Below are 20,292 nucleotides of genomic sequence, written 5' to 3'. Positions count from 1 at the left end.
TCAGTCGGTGCCCGTCACCGCCGTCAGGACGAACACGGTGTCCTCCAGCGCGAGCACACCGTGCCGCAGGTGCGGAACCCGCTGGATCTGCCCGGCGGCGACGTCCTGGTCGGCGCTGCCCTCGGTGAGCCGGATGCGGCCCTGGAGGACATGGACGCTCGACGCCGGCGGCGTGTTGTGCTCCTCCAGCGCCGACCCCTCCGTCAGCGCGATGACGGACTGCCGCAGCGGCCCGTCGTGCAGGAAGAGGTACGCACTGCGGCCGTGCGGGTCTTTCCGTGCCAGCGCCAGGTGCTCGGCTGCCAGAGCGGTCACATCGTCCATGCGTCCATCGTGCCCCGCACGGCACGCGACGCAACCGGGCCACTCGCGGGCGCGGCGGATCCGTCCGCGGGCCGCCGCCCGAGACGTGCGGCGGCCTGACAGCGCTCCCGCGCCGGGGCCGCCTCGCCGCGGTGCTGTCCCGCGCGCACCCGCAGTGCGCCGGGATGCGCTCTCAGTTCCGCCACGCCCCCCGCCGCGCGGCCGCGCGGGCGGCGTCGCGGACGTCCCGAGCCGGGCGGCCCAGCACCTCCTGCACGCCGTCCGTGACGGAGGCGTTCCGGCCGTCCAGCACCTGTGCGAACAGTCCGCCCAGGAAGGCCACCAGCTCCGGCGGCAGCCCCTGCCGGGTCAGCTCTTCGGCGTACTCCAGTGGTTGCGACGGGCACGTACCGCACGGCGGGGCCGCCGGCCGCGGTCACCTCCGCCACCGCGTCCCCGAAAGTGAGCAGCCGCGGCCCGGTCAGCTCGTGCACGCGCGCGTGGTGGCCCTCCTCGGTCAGCACGGCGGCGGCCACCTCCGCGATGTCGTCCGCGTCGATGAACGGTTCGCGCACCTCCCCGGCCGGGAACGGGAGTTCGCCCGCCAGCACGGAGGGCAGGAAGACGCCCTCGCTGAAGTTCTGGAAGAACCAGCTCGTGCGCAGGATCGTCCACTCCGTGCCCGCGTCCCGGACCGCCTGCTCGGTCGGGAGGGCCGACTCCTCGCCGCGCGCCGAGAGCAGCACCAGCCGCCGCACCCCGGCCGCCGCCGCGCGTGCACCGAACCCCCGCACCGCATCGGCGACCCCCGGGGCGCCCACGTCCGGCTGGCAGACGACGAAGACGGCACCCACCCCGGCCAGCGCGGCGTCCCAGGTACCGGGGTCCTCCCAGTCGAACGGCGGCTGCCCGGTACGGGAGCCCACGCGCACCGGACAGCCGCGTGCCCGCAGCCGTTCGACGACCCGGGCGCCGTTCTTGCCGGTGCCGCACAGCACGAGGACCCGGTCCCGTGCGTGCTGCCGCTCCGCCGCGTTCTCACTCTTCTGCTGTGTCATGCCGCAAGCCAACGCCGTCCGGGCCCCGGGGGACATCGGCCGGCGACTCAGCCGCATGTCCGCGCGTCTAAGCTGCTGCCGTGACAACTGTCGCGGCGCACGGCGCCGAACACGGGGGACGGTCCGGCCGGGCCGCGGGGGCGTGGCGGACGGGGGGCGCCGACGGGCTGACCGAGGCGCTGACGGACGTGCTCGGCGGCGCCCGGGCCCGCGGCGGACTGTTCCACCGGGCGGTGCTCGCACCGCCGTGGGGCGTGCGGGTGCAGGACGGCGCGCCGCTGGCGCTGGCGTCCATGCTGCGCGGCACCGGCTATGTCCGGCACTCCGAGGCGCCGGAGCCGGTGCGGCTGGCGCCCGGCGATGTGGCGGTGCTGCGCGGACCGGCCCCCTATGTGCTCGCCGACGATCCGGGGACCGAACCGGGGCTGCTGATCCAGCCGGGTGACTGCTGCACCACTGTGGACGGGACGGACATGTGCGAGGAGCTCGCGCTGGGGGTGCGGACCTGGGGCCGCAGTCCGGACGATCCCACCGTCCTGCTGAGCGGCAACTACCAGCTCCACGGCGACCTCAGCGCCCGGCTGCTGGACGCGCTGCCGCCGGTGCTGGTGCTTCCCGGAGCGGAGTGGGACACGGACCTGATGCGGCTGGTCGCCGCGGAGGTCGTCAAGGACGCGCCGGGGCAGCAGATGGTCCTCGACCGGCTGCTGGACCTGCTGCTGGTCGCCGTGCTGCGCGCCTGGTTCGCACGGCCCGAGGCGGACGCGCCCGCCTGGTACCGCGCCCAGAGCGACCCGGTGGTGGGGGTGGCGCTGCGGCTGCTGCACGAGCAGCCCGGACACGCCTGGACCGTGGCGGCACTCGCGGCCGGAGCCGGGGTGTCCCGCGCGAGCCTCGCCCGCCGCTTCTCCGAACTGGTCGGCGAGCCGCCCATGTCCTACCTGGCGCAGTGGCGCATCGATCTGGCGGCCCGGCTGCTGCGGGAGCGGGGCGCGACGCTGGGCGCCGTCGCCCGCCGGGTGGGATACGGGGACGGCTTCGCGCTGAGCGCGGCCTTCAAGCGGCTGCGCGGTGTCAGCCCCACGGCGTACCTGGCGGGAGAGGCCACGGGCTGAGCCCCGGTGCGGCCCGCAGCCCGCTCGGGGGCGGGCCTGTCGGTGGCCGGGTGCATCCTGGGGCCATGTACGAGGAGCGGACGTCCCGGCTGCGGGGCGCGGTGTGCTGGACTCGTGCCGCCGTGCCCCCGGGCACCACCGGGCGGGTGCTGCCGGACGGCTGCATGGACCTGCTGCTGTGGAACGGCGAACTGGTCGTCGCGGGCCCGGACACCCGCGCGCATCCGGCGACCGAGCGTGCGGGACTCCCCGCGTACGGCCTGCGGCTGCCGCCCGGCACCGGCCCGCGGGTCTTCGGCCCGCCCGCCTGGGAGCTGCGGGACCGGCGGACGCCGCTGGCCGATCTGTGGCCCGCCGGCCGGGTGCGGGAGCTGACCGAGCGGGTCGCCGGTGCCGGGGACCCCTCGGCGGCGCTGGAGGAGGTCGCGGCGGAGCGGCTGGCGGCGCCCGGGCGCACAGCCGCCGACCGGCGCGCCGCCGCGCAGGTGGAAGCCGTCGTCGCGGCGCTGCGCCAGGGGGCAGGGGTGGCGCGCACGGCCCGCGGCGTGGGCCTGAGCGAACGCCAGCTCCACCGCCGGTGCAGTGCCGCGTTCGGGTACGGGCCCAAGACCCTGGCCCGGGTGCTGCGGATGCAGCGGGCGCTGCACCTGGCCCGGTCGGGCGCCCCCTTCGCCGGGGCGGCGCAGCGGGCCGGGTACGCCGATCAGGCGCACCTCTCCCGTGAGGTCCGTGCCCTGGCGGGCGTTCCGCTGACCGCGCTGGTGCCCGCAGCCGGCCGCCGGTCCGGTCAGTCGTTCGGCGCGAACAGGTCGACGCCGTTGCCGTCCGGGTCCAGGACGACGGCATAGCGCTGCCCCCAGACGGCGTCCCACGGGGCGTGCTCGCCCGCGTAGCCCGCGCCGGTCAGCTCGCCGTACATCCGGTCGACCTCGGCGGGCGAGTCGCACCGGAACGCGAGCCCGATCCGGCCGCCGCCCGACGGCGCCGTCCATCCCGGGTCGAAGGAACGGACGACCTCTTCGGTGTCCCAGGCGAGCCGCACGCCGCCCGGCCCGACGTGCTCCACGTGCGGCTGAGCGTCCGCGTCGGCGGGGATGCCGAGCCCCAGCCGTCGGTAGAAGGCGAGCGAGGCGGCCATGTCGGAGGTGACGATGCCGATGAGGTCGAAGCGCGGTGTCATACGGCCACGCTAGAGCGCCCCGCCCCGGCCGTCTTGAACGTTTCGGCCCTCGTCGCCTCGGGTGTCCCCCCGGCGGCACGGACCTGGCGCGGCCGCGCGTGGTGACTACGCTGTCCGGATGGCCGAGATCCTCACCGTACTGACGACGACCGCCTCGCAGGAGCAGGCCCAGACGCTCGCCGCCGCAGCGATCACCCGGCGGGTGGCGGCGTGTGCCCAGCTCAACGGACCCGTCACCGCTGTCTACCGGTGGGAGGGCGCGGTGCAGACGGACTCCGAGTGGCAGGTGCTGTTCAAGACCTGTGCCGACCGCTACGGCGCGCTCGAGGACTACCTCCGCGAGGCCCATCCGTACGAGGTGCCGGAGATCATCGCCACGGCCGTGGTGCGGGGCAGCGCGGACTATCTGCGGTGGGTGGAGGAGGAGACGCGGCCCTCCCCGCAGCCGTGAGCCCGAGCCCGGCGGCTACGGTCGGTGTATGGAACCCTCCTTCGCGGCAGCGGGCGGCGCCCCCGCGGCGCTGCGCTACGGTCCCGCCGACCTCGAGCGCTGGGTGCCGGAGCCGGACAAGCGGCCGGGGCGCACCGCCTTCCAGCGCGACCGCGCCCGGGTTCTGCACTCCGCGGCGCTGCGCAGGCTGGCGGGCAAGACGCAGCTGGTCGCGCCGGGCAGCGCCAGCCCCGCCTGGGACGCGACGCCGCGCACCCGGCTGACGCACTCCCTGGAGTGCGCCCAGGTGGGCCGGGAGCTGGGTGCCGCGCTGGGCTGCGACCCCGACCTGGTCGAGACGGCCTGCCTCGCCCACGACCTGGGGCACCCGCCGTTCGGGCACAACGGCGAGGCCGTGCTGGACGAGATCGCCGCACCGGCGGGCGGCTTCGAGGGGAACGCGCAGTCGCTGCGGCTGCTCACCCGGCTGGAGCCCAAGCGGTTCTCCGCGCAGCTGGACGGCCAGGGCTACGTCGGGCTCAACGCGACGCGGGCCGCGCTGGACGCCGCGACCAAGTACCCGTGGCGGCGCTGCCGCCATCCGGACGACCCCGCCTCGCCCAAGTTCGGCGTCTACGAGGACGACCTGCCGGTCTTCGGCTGGCTGCGCGAGGGCGCGCCGGAGGGCCGCACCTGCTTCGAGGCGCAGGTCATGGACTGGTCGGACGACGTGGCCTACTCGGTGCACGATCTGGAGGACGGGATCAGGGCCGGCCACCTGGATCCGCGCATCCTGCGGTCCGGACCCGAGCGCGGCGACGTGTTCGAGGTGGCCGCCGAGCGCTATGCGCCGGGAGCCGGGGAGGGCGAGCTGGCCGCCGCACTCGACCGGCTCCTGGAGCAGGACTGGTGGCCGCACACCTACGACGGCACCGCCCACGCCCAGGCCCGCCTCAAGGACGCCACCAGCCAGCTCATCGGCCGTTTCTGTCTGGCCGCCGAGGCCGCGACGCGGGCCGCGCACGGCTCGGGTCCGCTGACCCGGTACGCGGCCGAACTGATCGTTCCGCAGTCCTCGCGGCTGGAGTGCGCCGTGCTCAAGGCGGTCGCCGACCGCTATGTGATGCAGCGGCCCGACCTGGAGCGGCTGCGGCGCGAGCAGCGGGTGGTCCTCCGCGAACTGGCCGAGGCACTGCTGGCCAGGGCGCCGGAGGGGCTGGATCCGCAGTACGCGGACCTGTACGCGGAGGCCGCGCTCGCCGGGGACCCGGACACGGCGCGGCTGCGCGTGGTCGTCGACCAGATCTCCACGCTCACCGACGCCGCCGCCCGCGCCCTGCACCGCGCCCTGGCGATGCGCCGCGGGCAGCACGGATGAGGTGGGCGCTCCGCGCCGGACGCGCCGCCGCCCGGCGCCTCGGAACTCGCCGCGCTGCTCATACGTCCCATCCATGCCCCCTGCCTCTTCCCGGGCCTGCCCCGATGCGGGACGCTCACATGTGGACGACGGGGGACAGCACGGCCCGCAGGGGGCAGCGTCTTCGAGGAGGAGGCTTCAAGTGGTCGACGCACACCGTACGTTCGTCATCGTCGGCGGAGGGCTGGCGGGGGCGAAAGCCGCCGAGACCCTGCGCGCGGAAGGGTTCACCGGCCGCGTCATCCTGATCGGCGACGAGCGCGACCATCCCTACGAGCGCCCTCCGCTCTCCAAGGGCTACCTCGCCGGTTCGGACGAACGGGACAGCGTCTTCGTGCACGAGCCGGCCTGGTACGCGGGCGCCGACATCGAGCTCCACCTGGGGCAGCCCGCGGTGCAGCTCGACCGGGCGGGCAGGGCGGTCCGGCTGGGCGACGGCACGCGCATCCACTACGACAAGCTGCTGCTGGCCACCGGTGCCGAGCCGCGCCGGCTGGACATCCCCGGGACCGACCTGGCCGGTGTGCACCACCTGCGCCGGCTGGCGCACGCCGAGCGGCTGCGCGGGGTGCTGAGCGCGCTGGGCCAGGAGAACGGCCATCTGGTCATCGCCGGGGCGGGCTGGATCGGTCTGGAGGTGGCCGCGGCGGCGCGGACCTACGGCGCGGAGGTCACCGTCATCGAGCCGGAGGCCACACCGCTGCACGGCGTCCTCGGCCCCGAGCTGGGCGCGCTCTTCGCGGACCTGCACCGCGAGCACGGCGTCCGCTTCCACTTCGGCGCCCGGCTGACCGAGATCACCGGCACCGACGGCATGGTGCAGAGCGTGCGCACCGACGACGGCGACGAGCACCCCGCGCACGACGTGCTGGCCGCCATCGGCGCCGCGCCGCGCACCGCGCTGGCCGAGAGCGCGGGTCTGGAGCTGGCTCCCGGCCCGGGCGGCGGGATCGCCGTGGACGCCTCGCTGCGTACCAGCGATCCGGACATCTACGCCACCGGTGACGCCGCCGCCGTCGCGCATCCGCTGCTGGGCGACCGGCTGCGGGTGGAGCACTGGGCCAACGCCCTCAACGGCGGTCCCGCGGCGGCCCGGGCGATGCTCGGCGCGCAGGTGTCCTACGACCGGGTGCCGTACTTCTTCTCGGACCAGTACGACCTGGGCATGGAGTACTCCGGGTACGCGCCGCCCGGCTCCTACGACCAGGTGGTGTGCCGGGGGGACCTGGCCAAGCGCGAGTTCATCGCCTTCTGGCTGCGGGACAACCGGGTGCTGGCCGGACTGAACGCCAATGTCTGGGATGTGACCGGGGCCGTGCAGGATCTGATCAGGTCCGGCGCCGCGGTGGATCCCGACGCGCTGGCCGACCCGGGTGTGCCACTGGAGTCGCTGGGCGCCGCCGATCCGGCCTGAGCCCTGCCGTGAGCCCGGGCGCGCCGGGTCCGTACCGGTGGATCGCCCCGCGCGGGGCGGCCCACCGGTACGCCGGTGGGCCGCTGTGGGGCGCCGCTGTACGGGCCGGCGCCGCGCCGTACGGGAGATTCACGTGATGCTTGAGTGGCGGACGGGGAATACGTTCAGCGGAAGAGCGACACCCCGTACCGCCGCCCTCCCGTGGCGCGGCGAGCGAAGGACGAGTGAACGATGGCGAAGCAGACGGTGGCCGAGCAGTTCGTCGACACGCTGGTGCGCTGCGGGGTGGAGCGCCTCTACGGCGTGGTGGGGGACAGCCTCAACCCGGTGGTCGACGCCATCCGGCGGACCCCCGCCATCGACTGGATCCAGGTCCGCCACGAGGAGACCGCCGCCTTCGCGGCCGGTGCCGAGGCGCAGCTCACCGGGAAGCTCGCCGCGTGCGCCGGCTCCTGCGGCCCCGGCAATCTGCACCTGATCAACGGGCTCTATGACGCGCACCGCTCGATGGCGCCCGTCCTCGCGCTGGCCTCGCACATCCCCAGCAGCGAGATCGGCACCAGCTTCTTCCAGGAGACCCACCCCGATCGGCTCTTCGCCGAGTGCAGCCACTACAGCGAGCTGATCTCCAGCGAGCAGCAGATGCCGCGGGTGCTCCAGACGGCCATCCAGCATGCCGTCGGGCAGCAGGGGGTCAGCGTCGTCGCGCTCCCCGGCGATCTGGCGTCCGAGGCGGCGCCGGACAGCCCGGAGGAGCATGCGCTGGTCACCTCACGCCCCAGCGTGCGCCCCGGGGACGCGGAGATCGATGCGCTGGTGCACATGATCGACGACGCGGAGAAGATCACGCTGTTCTGCGGCGCCGGAACCGCGGGCGCGCACGCCGAGGTCATGGAGTTCGCCGAGCGGCTCAAGACCCCGGTGGGGCACGCGCTGCGCGGCAAGGAGTGGATCCAGTACGACAACCCCTATGACGTGGGCATGAGCGGACTGCTGGGCTACGGCGCCGCCTACGAGGCCACTCACGAATGCGATCTGCTGATCCTGCTGGGGACCGACTTCCCGTACAACGCGTTCCTGCCCAAGAACTGCCGGATCGTCCAGGTCGATGTGCGCCCCGAGCACCTCGGCCGGCGCACCGGCCTCGACCTCGCGGTGTGGGGCGACGTACGCGAGACGCTCCGCTGCCTCACGCCCCGGGTGCGGGCCAGGACCGACCGCCGGTTCCTGGACCGGATGCTGCGCAAGCACGCCGAGACGCTGGAGGGCGTCGTCAAGGCGTACACCCGCAAGGTGGAGAAGCACACTCCCATCCACCCCGAGTACGCGGCCTCGGTGCTGGACGAGGAGGCGGCCGACGACGCCGTCTTCACCGTGGACACCGGGATGTGCAACGTATGGGCGGCGCGCTACCTCACGCCGAACGGGCGGCGCCGGGTGATCGGTTCCTTCAGCCACGGCTCGATGGCCAACGCACTGCCCCAGGCCATCGGCGCGCAGTTCCTCGACCGGAGCCGGCAGGTGGTCTCGCTGTCCGGGGACGGCGGCTTCACCATGCTGATGGGGGACTTCCTCACGCTGGTCCAGTACGACCTGCCCGTCAAGATCGTGCTGTTCAACAACTCCTCGCTGGGCATGGTCGAGCTGGAGATGATGGTCGACGGGATGCCCGCCTACGGCACCCACAACCGCAACCCGGACTTCGCGGCCCTCGCCGAGGCCGCCGGCGCGCACGCCGTACGGGTCGAGAAGCCCAAGCAGCTGCGCGGCGCCCTGCGGGACGTGCTCGCGCACGACGGGCCCGCGCTGCTCGACATCGTGACCGACCCGCACGCCCTCTCCCTGCCGCCGAAGATCACCCGCGAGCAGGTGAGCGGCTTCGCGCTCTCCGCGGGCAGGACCGTGCTGGACGGCGGTGTGGGGCGGATGGTCCAGATGGCGCGGTCGAATCTGCGCAACATCCCGCGGCCCTGAGCCGCGCCGCCGCACCGGGGTCGGGGAGTGTCACCGGGCGGCCGTAGACTTCCCACGTGGCTGGAAGGATCAACGACGAGGACGTGAAGGCGGTCCGGGACGCGGTCCCGATCGACTCCGTGGTGTCCGAGTACCTCCAGCTCCGCAACGCGGGCGGGGGCAACCTCAAGGGGCTGTGCCCGTTCCATGACGAGAAGTCCCCTTCGTTCCACGTCAGCCCGAGCAAGGGGTTCTACCACTGCTTCGGCTGCCAGGAGGGCGGGGACACCCTCGACTTCGTGATGAAGGTCGACCACCTGTCCTTCTCCGAGTCCGTCGAGCGGCTCGCCGCCCGCGCCGGGATCACCCTGCGCTACGAGGAGGGCGGCTACGGCCGTGCCTCGCAGCAGGGTGAGCGCACCCGACTGGTGGAGGCGCACCGGATCGCGGCCCGCTTCTACGCCGAGCAGCTCGACGGCCCCGAGGCGGAGGTCGGCCGCCGCTTCCTCGCCGACCGGGGGTTCGACCAGGAGGCTGCCCGGCACTTCGGCATCGGCTACTCCCCGGCCGGCTGGGATCATCTGGTGCGCTGTCTGCGCGGGCAGGGCTTCACCGACAAGGAGCTCACGCTCTCCGGCCTCGCCCAGGAGGCGCGCAACGGCCGGCCGATCGACCGCTTCCGCGGCCGCCTGATGTGGCCGATCCGCGACATCACCGGCGACGTCGTCGGCTTCGGCGCCCGCAAGCTGCGCGAGGACGACCAGGGGCCGAAATACCTCAACACGCCGGAGACGCCCCTCTACCGCAAGTCCCAGGTGCTCTACGGCATCGACCTGGCCAAGCGGGAGATCGCCAAGGCCAACCGCGCCGTCGTCGTGGAGGGCTACACGGACGTGATGGCCTGCCACCTGGCAGGAGTGACCACGGCCATCGCCACCTGCGGCACCGCCTTCGGTGGGGAGCACGTGAAGATCCTGCGCCGGGTACTGATGGACAACGCGCAGTCGGAGGTCGTCTTCACCTTCGACGGCGACGCGGCCGGGCAGAAGGCCGCGCTCCGCGCCTTCGAGGACGATCAGAAGTTCGCGGCCCGCACCTGGATCGCGCTGACGCCCGGCGGTATGGACCCCTGCGACCTGCGGCTCGCGCACGGCGACGAGGCCGTGGCCAAGGTGATCGAGGACCGCGCCCCGCTCTTCGACTTCGCCATCCGTTCCATCGTGGACCGGCACAACGTCGACACCGCCGAGGGGCGGTCCGCCGCGCTGGAGGAGTGCGCGCCGGTCGTCACCCAGATCAAGGACCCCTCCATCCGGCGCGGCTACGCGGTACGGCTGGCGGGGCTGCTCGGCATCGTGGACGAGGAGTTCGTCGTCCGCCGCGTCGCCCAGCTCTCCCGGTGGGCGCGCGAGCGCGGCCAGGCGCCGGCGCGCACCGCGGGGCGCGCCGCCCGCGCCCAGGAGAGCCCGGCCGTGCAGGCGCCCTTCGTGCCCAGCGGTCCGGATCTGAACCTGCGCAGTCCCGCCCACCGCGTCGAGCGCGAGCTGCTCAAGCTGGCGCTCCAGCGGCCGGAGCTGGTCTCGCCCGCCTTCGACGCCTACGGGGCGGACGAGTTCACCGCGCCGCCCTACGCCGTGGTGCGGCAGGCGGTGGAGGCCGGGGGCGGCGCCGAGGCCGGCGTCGGGGACACCGGCTACCTGGGGCGGGTGCGGGACGCGGCACCGGACGACGCGGTGCGCTCCCTGGTCACCGAGCTGGCCGTCGAGCCGCTGCGCAGCGCCCGCAACCGGGAGGCCGACGAGGCGTACGCGGGCGAGCAGCTGGTCGCGGTGCGCCGCGCCGCCGTCAACGCCCGCATCGCCGAACTGGAGGGTGCGGCGCGGCGCCTGGAGGCGCGCCAGGAGTACGAGCAGTCGGCCGGCGTGCGGCAGCAGATCTGGACGCTCCAGCAGTACGGCATCGCCCTGCGCGAGCGGGGTGCCGCGGCGCTCTGACGCCGAACGACCGCCCGGCAGGCGGAGGAGCGGCCGGCTCCGGCGTCCGGCCGTGCGGGGCCGACCGCGCCGGCCGCGGGGGGTGTGTGGGCCCGGCCCGGCTGCCTCCGGTGCCGACTGCGGGTGCCCGCGGCGGGCGTGCCGGTGTGCGCCGGGCGCACGTTTTCGGGCTCGCCGCGCTGCGGCCGGTCCCGCTCAGCGCACGCGGGCCCGGTGAGCGGCTCGGGGCGACCGGCGGGGTGCGCCCCCGGGCTCCGTGAAGCTGTCGATGCCGGTGCCACAGGGAGAACAGCGACCTCCGTGGCCCCGGTGGTGCGTAGTGGATCGTGCGCTGAGGGTGACGTTTGGCGGAAAAACTGCCCGCACGCCTCTCGTGGCGGGCATGTGTCGTACCCCACACTGGGGAGCGGTGCCTGAGTCCTCGGAGCGGGGCGGTGCTGGCCGGAACGGGCCAAAGTCCCCCGCGGAACCGCACGTTCCGTACGAGACGGAGCGCGGCCCGGCCGCGGCCGTTCCCGTCCCGCACGCCGCCCCCGAACCGGCAGCGATCACACTGGAGGTCGCCCCCGTGCAGACCCGGACCCGGAATGCGGCGCCCCATGCCGCCTCGACCGCCCCGCTGGACGCGCACTCCGCGCCGTCGGCGCCCCCGGCGCATCCGGGGCGGGTGCCCGTTGCCGAATCGCCCCTGACGGCTGCCCCGGCTGCGGCCCTCCTCGGCCCGCCGGCCCAGGTGCCACTCGCCGAACCCGGCTCCTCGGGCAGCGCGCCCGGCGTTCCGGAGCCCGGTGGGACCGTGCCGGAGCAGCGTGGGGCGTCCCGGACCGAGGAGGGCGCCGAGCCGACGGTGCCGCAGCAGGAGGCGCCCGCGACCGGCACCTCTGCGGACCTCTTCCGCCAGTATCTGCGCGAGATCGGGCGCATCCCCCTGCTGACCGCCGCCGAGGAGGTGGAGTTGGCCCGGAGCGTGGAGGCGGGGCTCTTCGCCGAGGAGAAACTCGCCGACTCGCCCACACTCGACGGAGAGCTCGCGCTCGACCTCGACCGCCTGGTGGTGCGCGGCAGACTGGCCAAGCGCCGCCTCATCGAGGCGAACCTGCGGCTGGTGGTGTCCGTCGCCAAGCGCTACGTGGGCCGTGGCCTGACCATGCTCGACCTCGTCCAGGAGGGCAACCTCGGGCTGATCCGCGCGGTGGAGAAGTTCGACTACGCGCGCGGCTACAAGTTCTCCACCTACGCGACCTGGTGGATCCGCCAGGCCATGTCCCGGGCCCTGGCCGACCAGGCCCGGACGATCCGCGTGCCGGTGCATGTCGTCGAGCTGATCAACCGGGTGGTGCGGGTGCAGCGCCGGATGCTCCAGGAGCGCGGGTACGAGCCCGCGGCCGAGGAGGTCGCGGCCCAGTTGGACCTGACCGAGGAGCGCGTGACCGAGGTACTGCGGCTCGCCCAGGAACCCGTCTCGCTGCACGCGCCGGTCGGCGAGGAGGAGGACGTCAACCTCGGCGACCTGATCGAGGACGGGGACGCACTGTCCCCGGTGGAGTCGGCCGCATTCCTGCTGCTGCGTGAACACCTGGAGGCGGTGCTCTCCACGCTCGGTGAGCGCGAACGCAAGGTCGTGCAGCTCCGGTACGGGCTGATCGACGGCAGGCCCCGCACGTTGGAGGAGATCGGCCGGCTCTTCGGCGTCACCCGGGAACGGATACGGCAGATCGAGTCCAAGACCCTCACCAAGCTGCGGGACCACGCCTTCGCGGACCAACTGCGGGGCTATCTCGACTGACCGCTCGCCCGACCCGCTCCGCCGCCGTGCGGCACCGCCCACCGGAACGGGCCGGACCGGGCCGGGCCCGCGCACCGCGGCGAGGAGTGGCCCGCACGGGGGACGGGAGCGGGTCAGTCCACCTCCGCCACCGCCTCGGCGAACTGCGACCGGTACAGCCGCGCGTAGGCGCCTCCCGCGGCCAACAGCTCCTCGTGGCTGCCCTGTTCGACGATGGTGCCGTTCTCCATCACCAGGATCACGTCCGCGTCCCTGATGGTGGAGAGCCGGTGGGCGATCACGAAGCTGGTCCGCTCCGCCGCCAGCCGCTCCATCGCCTGCTGGATCAGCACTTCGGTGCGGGTGTCCACCGAACTGGTGGCCTCGTCCAGGACCAGGATCACCGGGTCGGAGAGGAAGGCGCGGGCGATGGTGATCAACTGCTTCTCGCCCGCGCTGACGCTGTCGCCCTCGGCGTCCAGGACCGTGTCGTAGCCGTCCGGCAGGGTGCGGATGAACCGGTCGGCGTGCGCGGCCCGCGCGGCCTCCTCCACCCGCGCGCGGGTGGCCCCCTGCGCCCCGTAGGCGATGTTGTCCGCGATGGTGCCGCCGAACAGCCAGGTGTCCTGCAGCACCATGCCGATACCCGCGCGCAGGTCCTCGCGGGACATGGCGGCGATGTCCGTGCCGTCCAGCAGGATCCGGCCGCCCCGCACCTCGTAGAACCGCAGCAGCAGATTGACCAGCGTGGTCTTCCCGGCGCCGGTGGGGCCGACGATCGCCACCGTCCGCCCGGGGTCGACCGAGAGCGACAGGTCCTCGATCAGCGGCGTGTCCTCCGCGTAGCGGAAGGAGACGTGCTGCATCTCCACCCGTCCCCGCGGTGCGGCCGGCCGCACCGCGTGCGCCTCGTCGGGGTCGGGCGACTGCTCTTCGGCGTCGAGGATCTCGAAGACCCGCTCGGCCGAGGCCACCCCGGACTGCACGAGGTTGGCCATCGAGGCGACCTGGTTCAGCGGCTGGCTGAACTGCCGCGAGTACTGCACGAACGCCTGCACGTCCCCGATGGACAGGGCTCCCGAGGCCACCCGCAGCCCGCCGACGACCGCCACCAGCACATAGTTGAGGTTGCCGACGAACATCATCGCGGGCTGCATGACCCCGCTGATGAACTGGGCCTTGAAGCCGGACCGGTACAACTCCTCGTTCTGCTCCGCGAAGACCTTGGCCGACTCGCGCTGCCGCCCGAAGACCTTCACCAGCGCATGTCCGGTGTACATCTCCTCGACATGCGCGTTCAGCGCGCCGGTCGACTTCCACTGGGCGACGAACTGCGGCTGGGCCCGCTTCCCCACCCGCGTGGCGACCAGCGCCGACAGCGGCACCGTCAGCAGAGCGACCAGCGCCAGCAGCGGCGAGATCCAGAACATCACCGCCAGCACGCCGACGATCGTCAGCAGGGAGTTGATGAGCTGGCCCATGGTCTGCTGCAGCGTCTGGCCGAGGTTGTCGATGTCGTTGGTGACCCGGGAGAGCACCTCGCCGCGCGACTGGCCGTCCAGGTAGGACAGCGGCAGCCTGCCCAGCTTCTCCTCCACCCGCTCCCGCAGCCGGAAGACCGTCCGGGTGATCACCCGGACGGATATTCGCCCCGACCACAGCATCAGCAGCCCGGCCGCGGCGTACACGGCCGCCACCCCCAGCAGCACCGTGCCCACGGCGCCGAAGTCGATGCCCTGACCGGGGGTGAAGTCCATCCCGGAGAGCATGTCGGCCACCCCGTCGTCCCCCCGCTGCCGCAGGTTCTCCAGCGCCTGCTCCTCGGTCAGCCCGGCGGGCAGCTTCCGGCCGACGAAGCCGCCGAAGACCAGGTCCGTCGCATGCCCGAGGAGCTTGGGGCCGATGACGCTCAGCGTGACGCTGACGACGAGCACCCCGAGCATCAGCAGCAGCCGGCCCCGCTCCGGTCGGAACTGCCGCAGCAGGCGCTTGCCCGACCCGGCGAAGTCCATGGATCGTCGAGGTGGCCCTCCGGCCGTGCCCCCGGGCCCGCTCATGGTGTGTCCTTCCCGCTCGCCGCCACCCGCACACAATGCACGGGGCCGGTCGTCCCCGCTGCCCGCGGCCGCGCGGTGGTGTGTGCCCCGCTCACGCGGCCTCGCTCTCGGTCAACTGGGAGAGCACGATCTCCCGGTAGGTCTCGTTGCTCTCCATCAGCTCGTGGTGCCGCCCCGTTCCCACGGCCCGGCCCTCGTCCAGGACGACGATCCGGTCGGCGTCCCGGATGGTCGCCACCCGCTGCGCGACGATGACGACCGTGGCCTCCCCCGTCTCGCGGGCGAGCGCCGCCCGCAGTGCCGCGTCCGTCGCATAGTCCAGCGCGGAGAAGGAGTCGTCGAACAGGTAGATCTCCGGCCGGTGCACCAGCACCCGGGCGATGGCCAGCCGCTGCCGCTGTCCGCCGGAGACGTTGCTGCCGCCCTGCGCGACGGTCGCTTCCAGACCGCCCTCCATCCGCTCCACGAAGTCCTTGGCCTGTGCGACCTCCAGCGCGTGCCACAGTTCCTCGTCGCTCGCGTCGGGCCGCCCGTAGCGCAGATTGGAGGCGATCGTTCCGGAGAAGAGGTATGGCCGCTGCGGCACGAGCCCCACGGTGCTCGCCAGCAGCGCCGGGTCCAGTGCGCGCACGTCCTCCCCGTCCACCAGGACCTCACCCGCCGTGGCGTCGAACAGCCGGGGCACCAGGCCCAGCAGGGTGGACTTGCCGCTGCCCGTGGAGCCGATGACGGCGGTGGTCTCGCCGGGACGCGCCACCAGGTCGAGGCCGTGCAGCACCGGGGCCTCGGCCCCCGGGTAGCCGAACCCGGCGCCGCGCAGCTCCAGATGGCCGTGCCGCCGCAAAGCCGTGACCGGCGCGGCGGGAGGCACGACGCTGGAGTCGGTCGTCAGCACCTCCTGGATCCGCTCGGCGCACACCTCGGCGCGGGGCACCATCATGAACATGAAGGTGGCCATCATCACCGACATCACGATCTGCATCAGATACGCGAGGAACGCGGTCAGCGCCCCGATCTCCATGTCGCCGCCGCTGATGCGGTGCGCGCCGAACCAGACCACCACCACGCTGGAGATGTTCACCACCGTCATCACCACGGGGAACATCAGCGCCATCAACCGGCCGGTGCGCAACTGGATGTCGGTCAGCTCGGTGTTGGCCGTGTGGAAGCGGCGGCGCTCGTAGGCGTCCTGGACAAAGGCCCGGATGACGCGGACGCCGGTGATCTGCTCGCGCAGGATCCGGTTGACATGGTCGAGCCGCTCCTGCATGGAGCGGAACAGCGGCCGCATCCGGCGCACGATCAGCCCGACCGTGAGGCCCAGCACCGGCACGACGCCCAGCAGCACGGCCGACAGCGGCACATCCTGGCCCAGCGCCATGAAGATGCCGCCGAAGCACATGATCGGAGCGGTGACCATCAGGGTGAACGCCATCAACGTCACCGTCTGCACCTGTTGCACGTCATTGGTCGTGCGCGTGATCAGTGAGGGTGCGCCGAACCGGCCGACCTCGCGGGCCGAGAAGGACTGCACGCGGTCGAAGACGCCCGCCCGGATGTCACGGCCCACCGCGGCCGCGGTCCGCGCACCCAGGTAGACGGCACCGATGTTGCACACCACCTGCACCACCGAGACCGCCAGCATGAGGCTGCCGTGGCGCAGGATGTAGCCGGTGTCGCCGAGAACGACACCGTTGTCGATGATGTCCGCGTTCAGAGTGGGCAGATACAGCGTGGCGCTCGTCTGCACGAGTTGCAGCAGCACGAGAAGCGCGATCGGCCGCTGGTACAGGCGCAGCCGGGCGCGGAGGAGGCGGATCAGCACACGGATTTCCTCGGTCGGTCAGGTCGGGAGAACGGAAGGCGCAAGTGATCGAGCGTACAAGCGTCCGGTACGGGACCGCCTCCGGTTTCGGACGGTCCGAAGGCCCGCACGGCCGGCCCTCGACACGCGCCGCGGACCACCCGCCCCCGGCTCCCCGCGCGGGACGCCCGCTCCCGGCCCCCGCCACGGACCCACCGCTCCCGGTTCACCGGCGCCGCGCGGGGGCGCGGGGCGCTCGGGCGCAGCGGGGGTCAGACGCCCAGCGCCCCCGGATACATCTCCTCGCGCACCGTGGCGTACTGCTGTCGCACGGCCTGCCCGACGGCCCGCTGCTCGCCCGCCTCGAACACCTGGCAGGCCGCGGCGGGCCACTGGGGCGGACGGCCGGACCCGGAGAGCGCCCACGCCGCCTGCCGGGCGGCGCCGATCGCCGCGTAGTCGGCCGGCTCGGGCACCACGACCTGCGCGTCCAGCAGCGCGGGCGCCGCATCCCGGACCGCGCCCAGCCCCGCCGCCTGGCCCAGCAGGAAGACCCGCCGCACCGCCACCCCGCGGGCGCGCAGCACCTCCAGCGCGTCGGCCAGCCCGCACAGCATCCCCTCGACAGCGGCCCGCGCCAGGAACTCCGGTCGCATGCTCTCGCGCCGCAGCCCGTGCAGCGAGCCCGCGGTGTGCGGGAGCTGCGGTGTCTGCTCGCCCTCCAGATAGGGCAGCAGCACCAGGCCCGAGGAGCCGGGGGTGGAGGAGAGCGCCAGCTCGGAGAGGCCCTCGAGATCGGTGCCGAGCATCCCGGCGGCCCCGCGCAGCACCCGCGTCGCGTTCAGGGTGCGCACCACCGGCAGATGCATGCCGGTGGCGTCCGCGTAGGAGGTGATGGTTCCGGAGTGGTCGGCCAGCGCCTCGTGGTGCACGGCGCACACCGAACCGGTCGAGCCCAGCGAGATCACCACATCACCGGGACCCAGACCCAGGCCGAACGCGGCGGCCATCGTCTGGCCGGTACCGGCCGAGATCAGCAGCCCCTCGGGAGTGTGCCCGGCGGGTTCCGCCGGACCGGCCACCTCCGGCAGCCCCACCTGGTGGCCGAGTGCCAGCTCGACCAGGTCCGGCCGGTAGGACTCGCTCGCCGCCGACCAGTAGCCGGTGCCCGAGGCGTCCCCGCGGTCGGTCACCCGCCGCGCCGGGCGGCCCAGCAACTGCCATACCAGCCAGTCGTGCGGCTGCATGACCTCGGCGATCCGCTGCGCCGCCGCCGGCTGCTCGCGGGCCAGCCAGCGCAGCTTGGAGACCGGGTGCGCGGACTGCGGGACCGTGCCGACGGCCGCCGCCCACGCCGCACGCCCGCCGAACGCCTCGACCAGGTCCGCCGCGGCCGTCTGCATCCGCTGGTCGTTGCCCAGCAGCGCGGCCCCGACCGGTTCGCCCGTACCGTCCAGTGCGACGAGGCCCTGCTGCTGCGCCGAGACACCGATCGCCTGCACGTCGGCGAGCTGCCCGCTGCCCGCGGCCGTACCGAGGGAGCGCAGCCAGGACTGCGGATCGTCGCGCTCACCCGGGTGCTCGGCGTGCCCGTGCCGGACGACCGCACCCGTTTCCGTATCGCAGACGACGATGCTCGTGTACTCGGCTGAACTGTCCAGGCCGGCGACTATCCCCATGGCCGGAATGATGCCTCATAGCCACCCGTACCGGGCCCGGCACCCCGCCCCCGTGCCGGACGCCGCACCTCCCGCCGGGCCCGCGACCCCACGGGCACCGCACAGGAACGGTGCATCGGCACGACCCACAGGCACGACGACCGGAAGGAGCACCGTTGTTGTCGAACCCCCTGCGCACGCTGACCCTGGAGGAACTCCGCCGCCGCACGAGCATGAAGTGGCGCGCCTACGACCCCGACGTGCTGCCCGCGTGGGTGGCGGAGATGGACGTACTGCCGGCCGAGCCGGTCGCCGAGGCGATCCGCGAAGCGGTCCGCACGGGCGATACCGGATACCCCGCGGGCACCGGCTACGCGGACGCGTGGGACGACTTCGCGCGCCGCCGCTGGGACTGGCGGATCCCGGCAGAGCACACCGCGCTCGTGCCGGATGTGATGCTCGGCGTCGTCGAGGTGCTCAAACTGGTCACCGGGCCCGGTGACGCGGTGGTGGTCAATCCGCCCGTCTATCCGCCCTTCTACCAGTTCGTCACGCACCTGGACCGCCGCGTCGTGGAGGCACCGCTGGACGCGGCCGGACGGCTGGACCAGGAGGCGCTGGAGGCCGCGTTCGCGCGGGCCGCCGAGGGCGGGCGGCGGGCCGCCTTCCTGCTGTGCAGTCCGCACAACCCCACCGGCACCGTGCACACCGCGGAGGAACTGGCGGGCGTCGCGGCGCTCGCCGCCGCGTACGGCGTGCGGGTGGTCGCCGACGAGATCCATGCGCCGCTGGTGCTGCCGGGAGCCCGGCAGGTGCCGTATCTGTCGGTGCCGGGCAGCCAGGACGCGTTCTGCCTGTTGTCCGCGTCCAAGGCGTGGAACCTGGCCGGGCTCAAGGCCGGTCTGGCGGTTGCGGGCAGTGCGGCAGCCGACGAACTGGCCGCCATGCCGGAGGAGGTCGGCCACGGGCCCAGCCACCTGGGCGTCATCGCGCACTCGGCGGCGCTGCGGCAGGCCACCGACTGGCTCGACGCCCTGCTGGCGGGCCTGGACGAGAACCGGCGGCTGCTGGGGGAACTGCTCTCCCGGGAACTGCCCGGGGTCGCCCACCGGGAGCCCCAGGGCACCTTCCTCGCCTGGCTCGACTGCCGGGCATTGGGACTGGGCGAGGACCCGGCCGCGATGTTCCTGCGGCGCGGCCGGGTCGCCCTCAATCCCGGGCCCGCTTTCGGTACCGGGGGAGCGGGGCACGTCCGGCTGAACCTGGCGACCTCGCCGGAGATCCTGGCGGAGGTGGTGCGCCGGATGGCCTCGGTGCTGTGAGCTCCCCCGCCCGCTGTGGCACGGGCGGTCAGCGGCCGGACAGGGTCAGCAGCGCTTGGAGGAGTAGGCGTAGTTCTTGCTCTCCCCGGGCACTGTCACGGCGCCGCGCGCAGCGGTGCAGTGGCGCACGGTGTCCGCCGGGTAGGACCAGAACTCCGCGGCGGAGGTGTGGCGCCAGATGCGCAGCCCGACCAGCTTCTTGGCGTGGAAGTCGTACACGCCGACGTTCGTGGCGTAGTTCCGGTGGTGGTCGCGGAAGCTCTTCCACACCCACAGGTAGCCGTAGTTGCGGTTGCACTTCTTCGAGTAGAACTGCTTGACCGAGCCGATGGTGTAGCCCTTGCGCTTGATGTAGCCGGTCGAGCCGATCTGGTAGGCGTCGCTGCACATGTGCGCGGCCATGGCGGACCGGTCCGCGGACATGCCCGCCTCGTCGGCCGCCGGGGCGCTCTCGGGCATGCCGGCGGTGGCCGTCGCCGAGCCGGCCCGGGCCGTGCTGGGGGCCGGCGCCGTGGCGTCGGCCTGGGCGGCGCCGGCGGGCAGCAGCGCCATCGCGCAGGCGGCTGCGGTGAGGGCGCCCTTGACGGGAGAGACGCCCTTGAAGGGGGACGGAGTGCGCATGAATCTCCTCCTGAGGGAAGTACGGGATTTTCCGGTCATAACAGTCAGACCAGAGCCTCACGGTACGAGGCGGCGATGCCCGTGGCGGGGATTCATGCGCGCGGCGGCGGGTCGTGGACCGGGGGTGCGCGGGTGGCGCGGGAAGGCCTGGCGCCACCGGCAAAGTGGCGCCGGGCCCCGGGCCTTGTGCACCCCCCGGCT

The 20,292-nt window shown here is 73.6% G+C and carries 16 protein-coding genes; 9 read left to right on the top strand and 7 right to left on the bottom strand.

Annotated elements, in window-relative coordinates; translation table 11 throughout:
- Both P2424_RS09150 and P2424_RS09145 read right to left on the bottom strand, forming a co-directional pair.
- Positions 1 to 324 carry a cupin gene (locus tag P2424_RS09150; RefSeq protein ID WP_276475282.1) on the bottom strand — a complete coding sequence of 108 codons (324 nt, stop codon included), beginning with the start codon at positions 322 to 324 and terminating at the stop codon, positions 1 to 3.
- A complete protein-coding gene (locus P2424_RS09145) occupies positions 312 to 1,361 on the bottom strand; it encodes an NmrA family transcriptional regulator (RefSeq protein WP_346660072.1) in 1,050 nt (349 codons plus the stop codon). Before P2424_RS09145 ends, P2424_RS09150 begins: the two co-directional genes overlap by 13 nt.
- Before the next feature lie 80 nt (positions 1,362 to 1,441).
- On the opposite strand from P2424_RS09145, the gene P2424_RS09140 reads away from it, so the two are divergent.
- Complete coding sequence (locus P2424_RS09140) at positions 1,442 to 2,476, top strand: AraC family transcriptional regulator (protein ID WP_276475281.1); 1,035 nt, start codon at positions 1,442 to 1,444, stop codon at positions 2,474 to 2,476.
- Positions 2,477 to 2,541: 65 nt separating this feature from the next.
- Positions 2,542 to 3,324 (top strand): helix-turn-helix transcriptional regulator, encoded by a 783-nt coding sequence (locus P2424_RS09135; RefSeq protein ID WP_276475280.1) that lies wholly within the window; start codon positions 2,542 to 2,544, stop codon positions 3,322 to 3,324.
- Here the strand turns inward: P2424_RS09135 and P2424_RS09130 are convergent.
- Positions 3,264 to 3,656 (bottom strand): VOC family protein, encoded by a 393-nt coding sequence (locus P2424_RS09130; protein WP_276475279.1) that lies wholly within the window; start codon positions 3,654 to 3,656, stop codon positions 3,264 to 3,266. The genes P2424_RS09135 and P2424_RS09130 overlap by 61 nt on opposite strands.
- 118 nt (positions 3,657 to 3,774) lie before the next feature.
- Here P2424_RS09130 and cutA point away from each other — a divergent pair, with 118 nt between their 5' ends.
- The 6 genes from cutA (at position 3,775) to P2424_RS09100 (ending at position 12,650) form a co-directional block, all read left to right on the top strand.
- Entirely contained in the window at positions 3,775 to 4,107 is a 333-nt protein-coding gene (gene cutA / locus P2424_RS09125; RefSeq protein WP_276475278.1) for a divalent-cation tolerance protein CutA, read from the top strand.
- Between the two features lie 28 nt (positions 4,108 to 4,135).
- Positions 4,136 to 5,464, top strand: a complete 1,329-nt coding sequence (locus tag P2424_RS09120) for a deoxyguanosinetriphosphate triphosphohydrolase (protein WP_276475277.1) — start codon at positions 4,136 to 4,138, stop codon at positions 5,462 to 5,464.
- A gap of 181 nt (positions 5,465 to 5,645) precedes the next feature.
- Positions 5,646 to 6,917 (top strand): FAD-dependent oxidoreductase, encoded by a 1,272-nt coding sequence (locus P2424_RS09115; RefSeq protein ID WP_276475276.1) that lies wholly within the window; start codon positions 5,646 to 5,648, stop codon positions 6,915 to 6,917.
- A gap of 231 nt (positions 6,918 to 7,148) precedes the next feature.
- On the top strand, positions 7,149 to 8,891 hold the full coding sequence (locus tag P2424_RS09110) for a pyruvate dehydrogenase (RefSeq protein WP_276475275.1): 1,743 nt from the start codon (positions 7,149 to 7,151) through the stop codon (positions 8,889 to 8,891).
- Between the two features lie 56 nt (positions 8,892 to 8,947).
- The gene (dnaG, locus tag P2424_RS09105; protein WP_276475274.1) at positions 8,948 to 10,864 is read left to right on the top strand and encodes a DNA primase; all 1,917 of its coding nucleotides are present in this window, start codon (positions 8,948 to 8,950) and stop codon (positions 10,862 to 10,864) included.
- Between the two features lie 409 nt (positions 10,865 to 11,273).
- Positions 11,274 to 12,650 (top strand): sigma-70 family RNA polymerase sigma factor, encoded by a 1,377-nt coding sequence (locus P2424_RS09100; RefSeq protein WP_276475273.1) that lies wholly within the window; start codon positions 11,274 to 11,276, stop codon positions 12,648 to 12,650.
- 113 nt (positions 12,651 to 12,763) lie between these two features.
- On the opposite strand, the gene P2424_RS09095 is transcribed toward P2424_RS09100, so the two are convergent.
- The 3 genes from P2424_RS09095 to P2424_RS09085 all read right to left on the bottom strand — a co-directional run bounded on the left by P2424_RS09095 (position 12,764) and on the right by P2424_RS09085 (position 18,169).
- Complete coding sequence (locus P2424_RS09095) at positions 12,764 to 14,686, bottom strand: ABC transporter ATP-binding protein (RefSeq protein ID WP_276475272.1); 1,923 nt, start codon at positions 14,684 to 14,686, stop codon at positions 12,764 to 12,766.
- Positions 14,687 to 14,777: 91 nt separating this feature from the next.
- Entirely contained in the window at positions 14,778 to 16,511 is a 1,734-nt protein-coding gene (locus tag P2424_RS09090) for an ABC transporter ATP-binding protein (RefSeq protein WP_276475271.1), read from the bottom strand.
- Positions 16,512 to 16,762: 251 nt separating this feature from the next.
- Positions 16,763 to 18,169: an FGGY family carbohydrate kinase gene (locus P2424_RS09085; protein WP_276475270.1), complete on the bottom strand. Its 1,407-nt coding sequence runs from the start codon at positions 18,167 to 18,169 to the stop codon at positions 16,763 to 16,765.
- A gap of 212 nt (positions 18,170 to 18,381) precedes the next feature.
- Between P2424_RS09085 and P2424_RS09080 the strand changes: the two genes are divergently transcribed.
- Entirely contained in the window at positions 18,382 to 19,470 is a 1,089-nt protein-coding gene (locus P2424_RS09080) for an aminotransferase class I/II-fold pyridoxal phosphate-dependent enzyme (RefSeq protein WP_276478892.1), read from the top strand.
- Between the two features lie 45 nt (positions 19,471 to 19,515).
- Here the strand turns inward: P2424_RS09080 and P2424_RS09075 are convergent, their stop codons facing one another.
- Positions 19,516 to 20,091, bottom strand: a complete 576-nt coding sequence (locus tag P2424_RS09075; protein WP_276475269.1) for a hypothetical protein — start codon at positions 20,089 to 20,091, stop codon at positions 19,516 to 19,518.
- Between the last annotated feature and the right edge of the window lie 201 nt (positions 20,092 to 20,292).

This window comes from Streptomyces sp. WMMB303 (genome assembly GCF_029351045.1).
Taxonomy (GTDB): domain Bacteria; phylum Actinomycetota; class Actinomycetes; order Streptomycetales; family Streptomycetaceae; genus Streptomyces.
The sequence above is the reverse complement of the archived record's forward strand: the minus strand, read 5'-3'. Positions and strand labels throughout refer to the sequence as shown.

Bases quoted from the DNA above. Each gene is read 5' to 3' on its own strand.
- P2424_RS09085 (WP_276475270.1), bottom strand. From the start codon at position 18,169: ATGGGGATAGTCGCCGGCCTGGACAGTTCAGCCGAGTACACGAGCATC.
- P2424_RS09150 (WP_276475282.1), bottom strand. From the start codon at position 324: ATGGACGATGTGACCGCTCTGGCAGCCGAGCACCTGGCGCTGGCACGG.
- P2424_RS09130 (WP_276475279.1), bottom strand. From the start codon at position 3,656: ATGACACCGCGCTTCGACCTCATCGGCATCGTCACCTCCGACATGGCC.
- P2424_RS09110 (WP_276475275.1), top strand. From the start codon at position 7,149: ATGGCGAAGCAGACGGTGGCCGAGCAGTTCGTCGACACGCTGGTGCGC.
- P2424_RS09145 (WP_346660072.1), bottom strand. From the start codon at position 1,361: ATGACACAGCAGAAGAGTGAGAACGCGGCGGAGCGGCAGCACGCACGG.
- P2424_RS09080 (WP_276478892.1), top strand. From the start codon at position 18,382: ATGAAGTGGCGCGCCTACGACCCCGACGTGCTGCCCGCGTGGGTGGCG.
- P2424_RS09120 (WP_276475277.1), top strand. From the start codon at position 4,136: ATGGAACCCTCCTTCGCGGCAGCGGGCGGCGCCCCCGCGGCGCTGCGC.
- P2424_RS09135 (WP_276475280.1), top strand. From the start codon at position 2,542: ATGTACGAGGAGCGGACGTCCCGGCTGCGGGGCGCGGTGTGCTGGACT.
- cutA (WP_276475278.1), top strand. From the start codon at position 3,775: ATGGCCGAGATCCTCACCGTACTGACGACGACCGCCTCGCAGGAGCAG.
- P2424_RS09095 (WP_276475272.1), bottom strand. From the start codon at position 14,686: ATGAGCGGGCCCGGGGGCACGGCCGGAGGGCCACCTCGACGATCCATG.
- P2424_RS09075 (WP_276475269.1), bottom strand. From the start codon at position 20,091: ATGCGCACTCCGTCCCCCTTCAAGGGCGTCTCTCCCGTCAAGGGCGCC.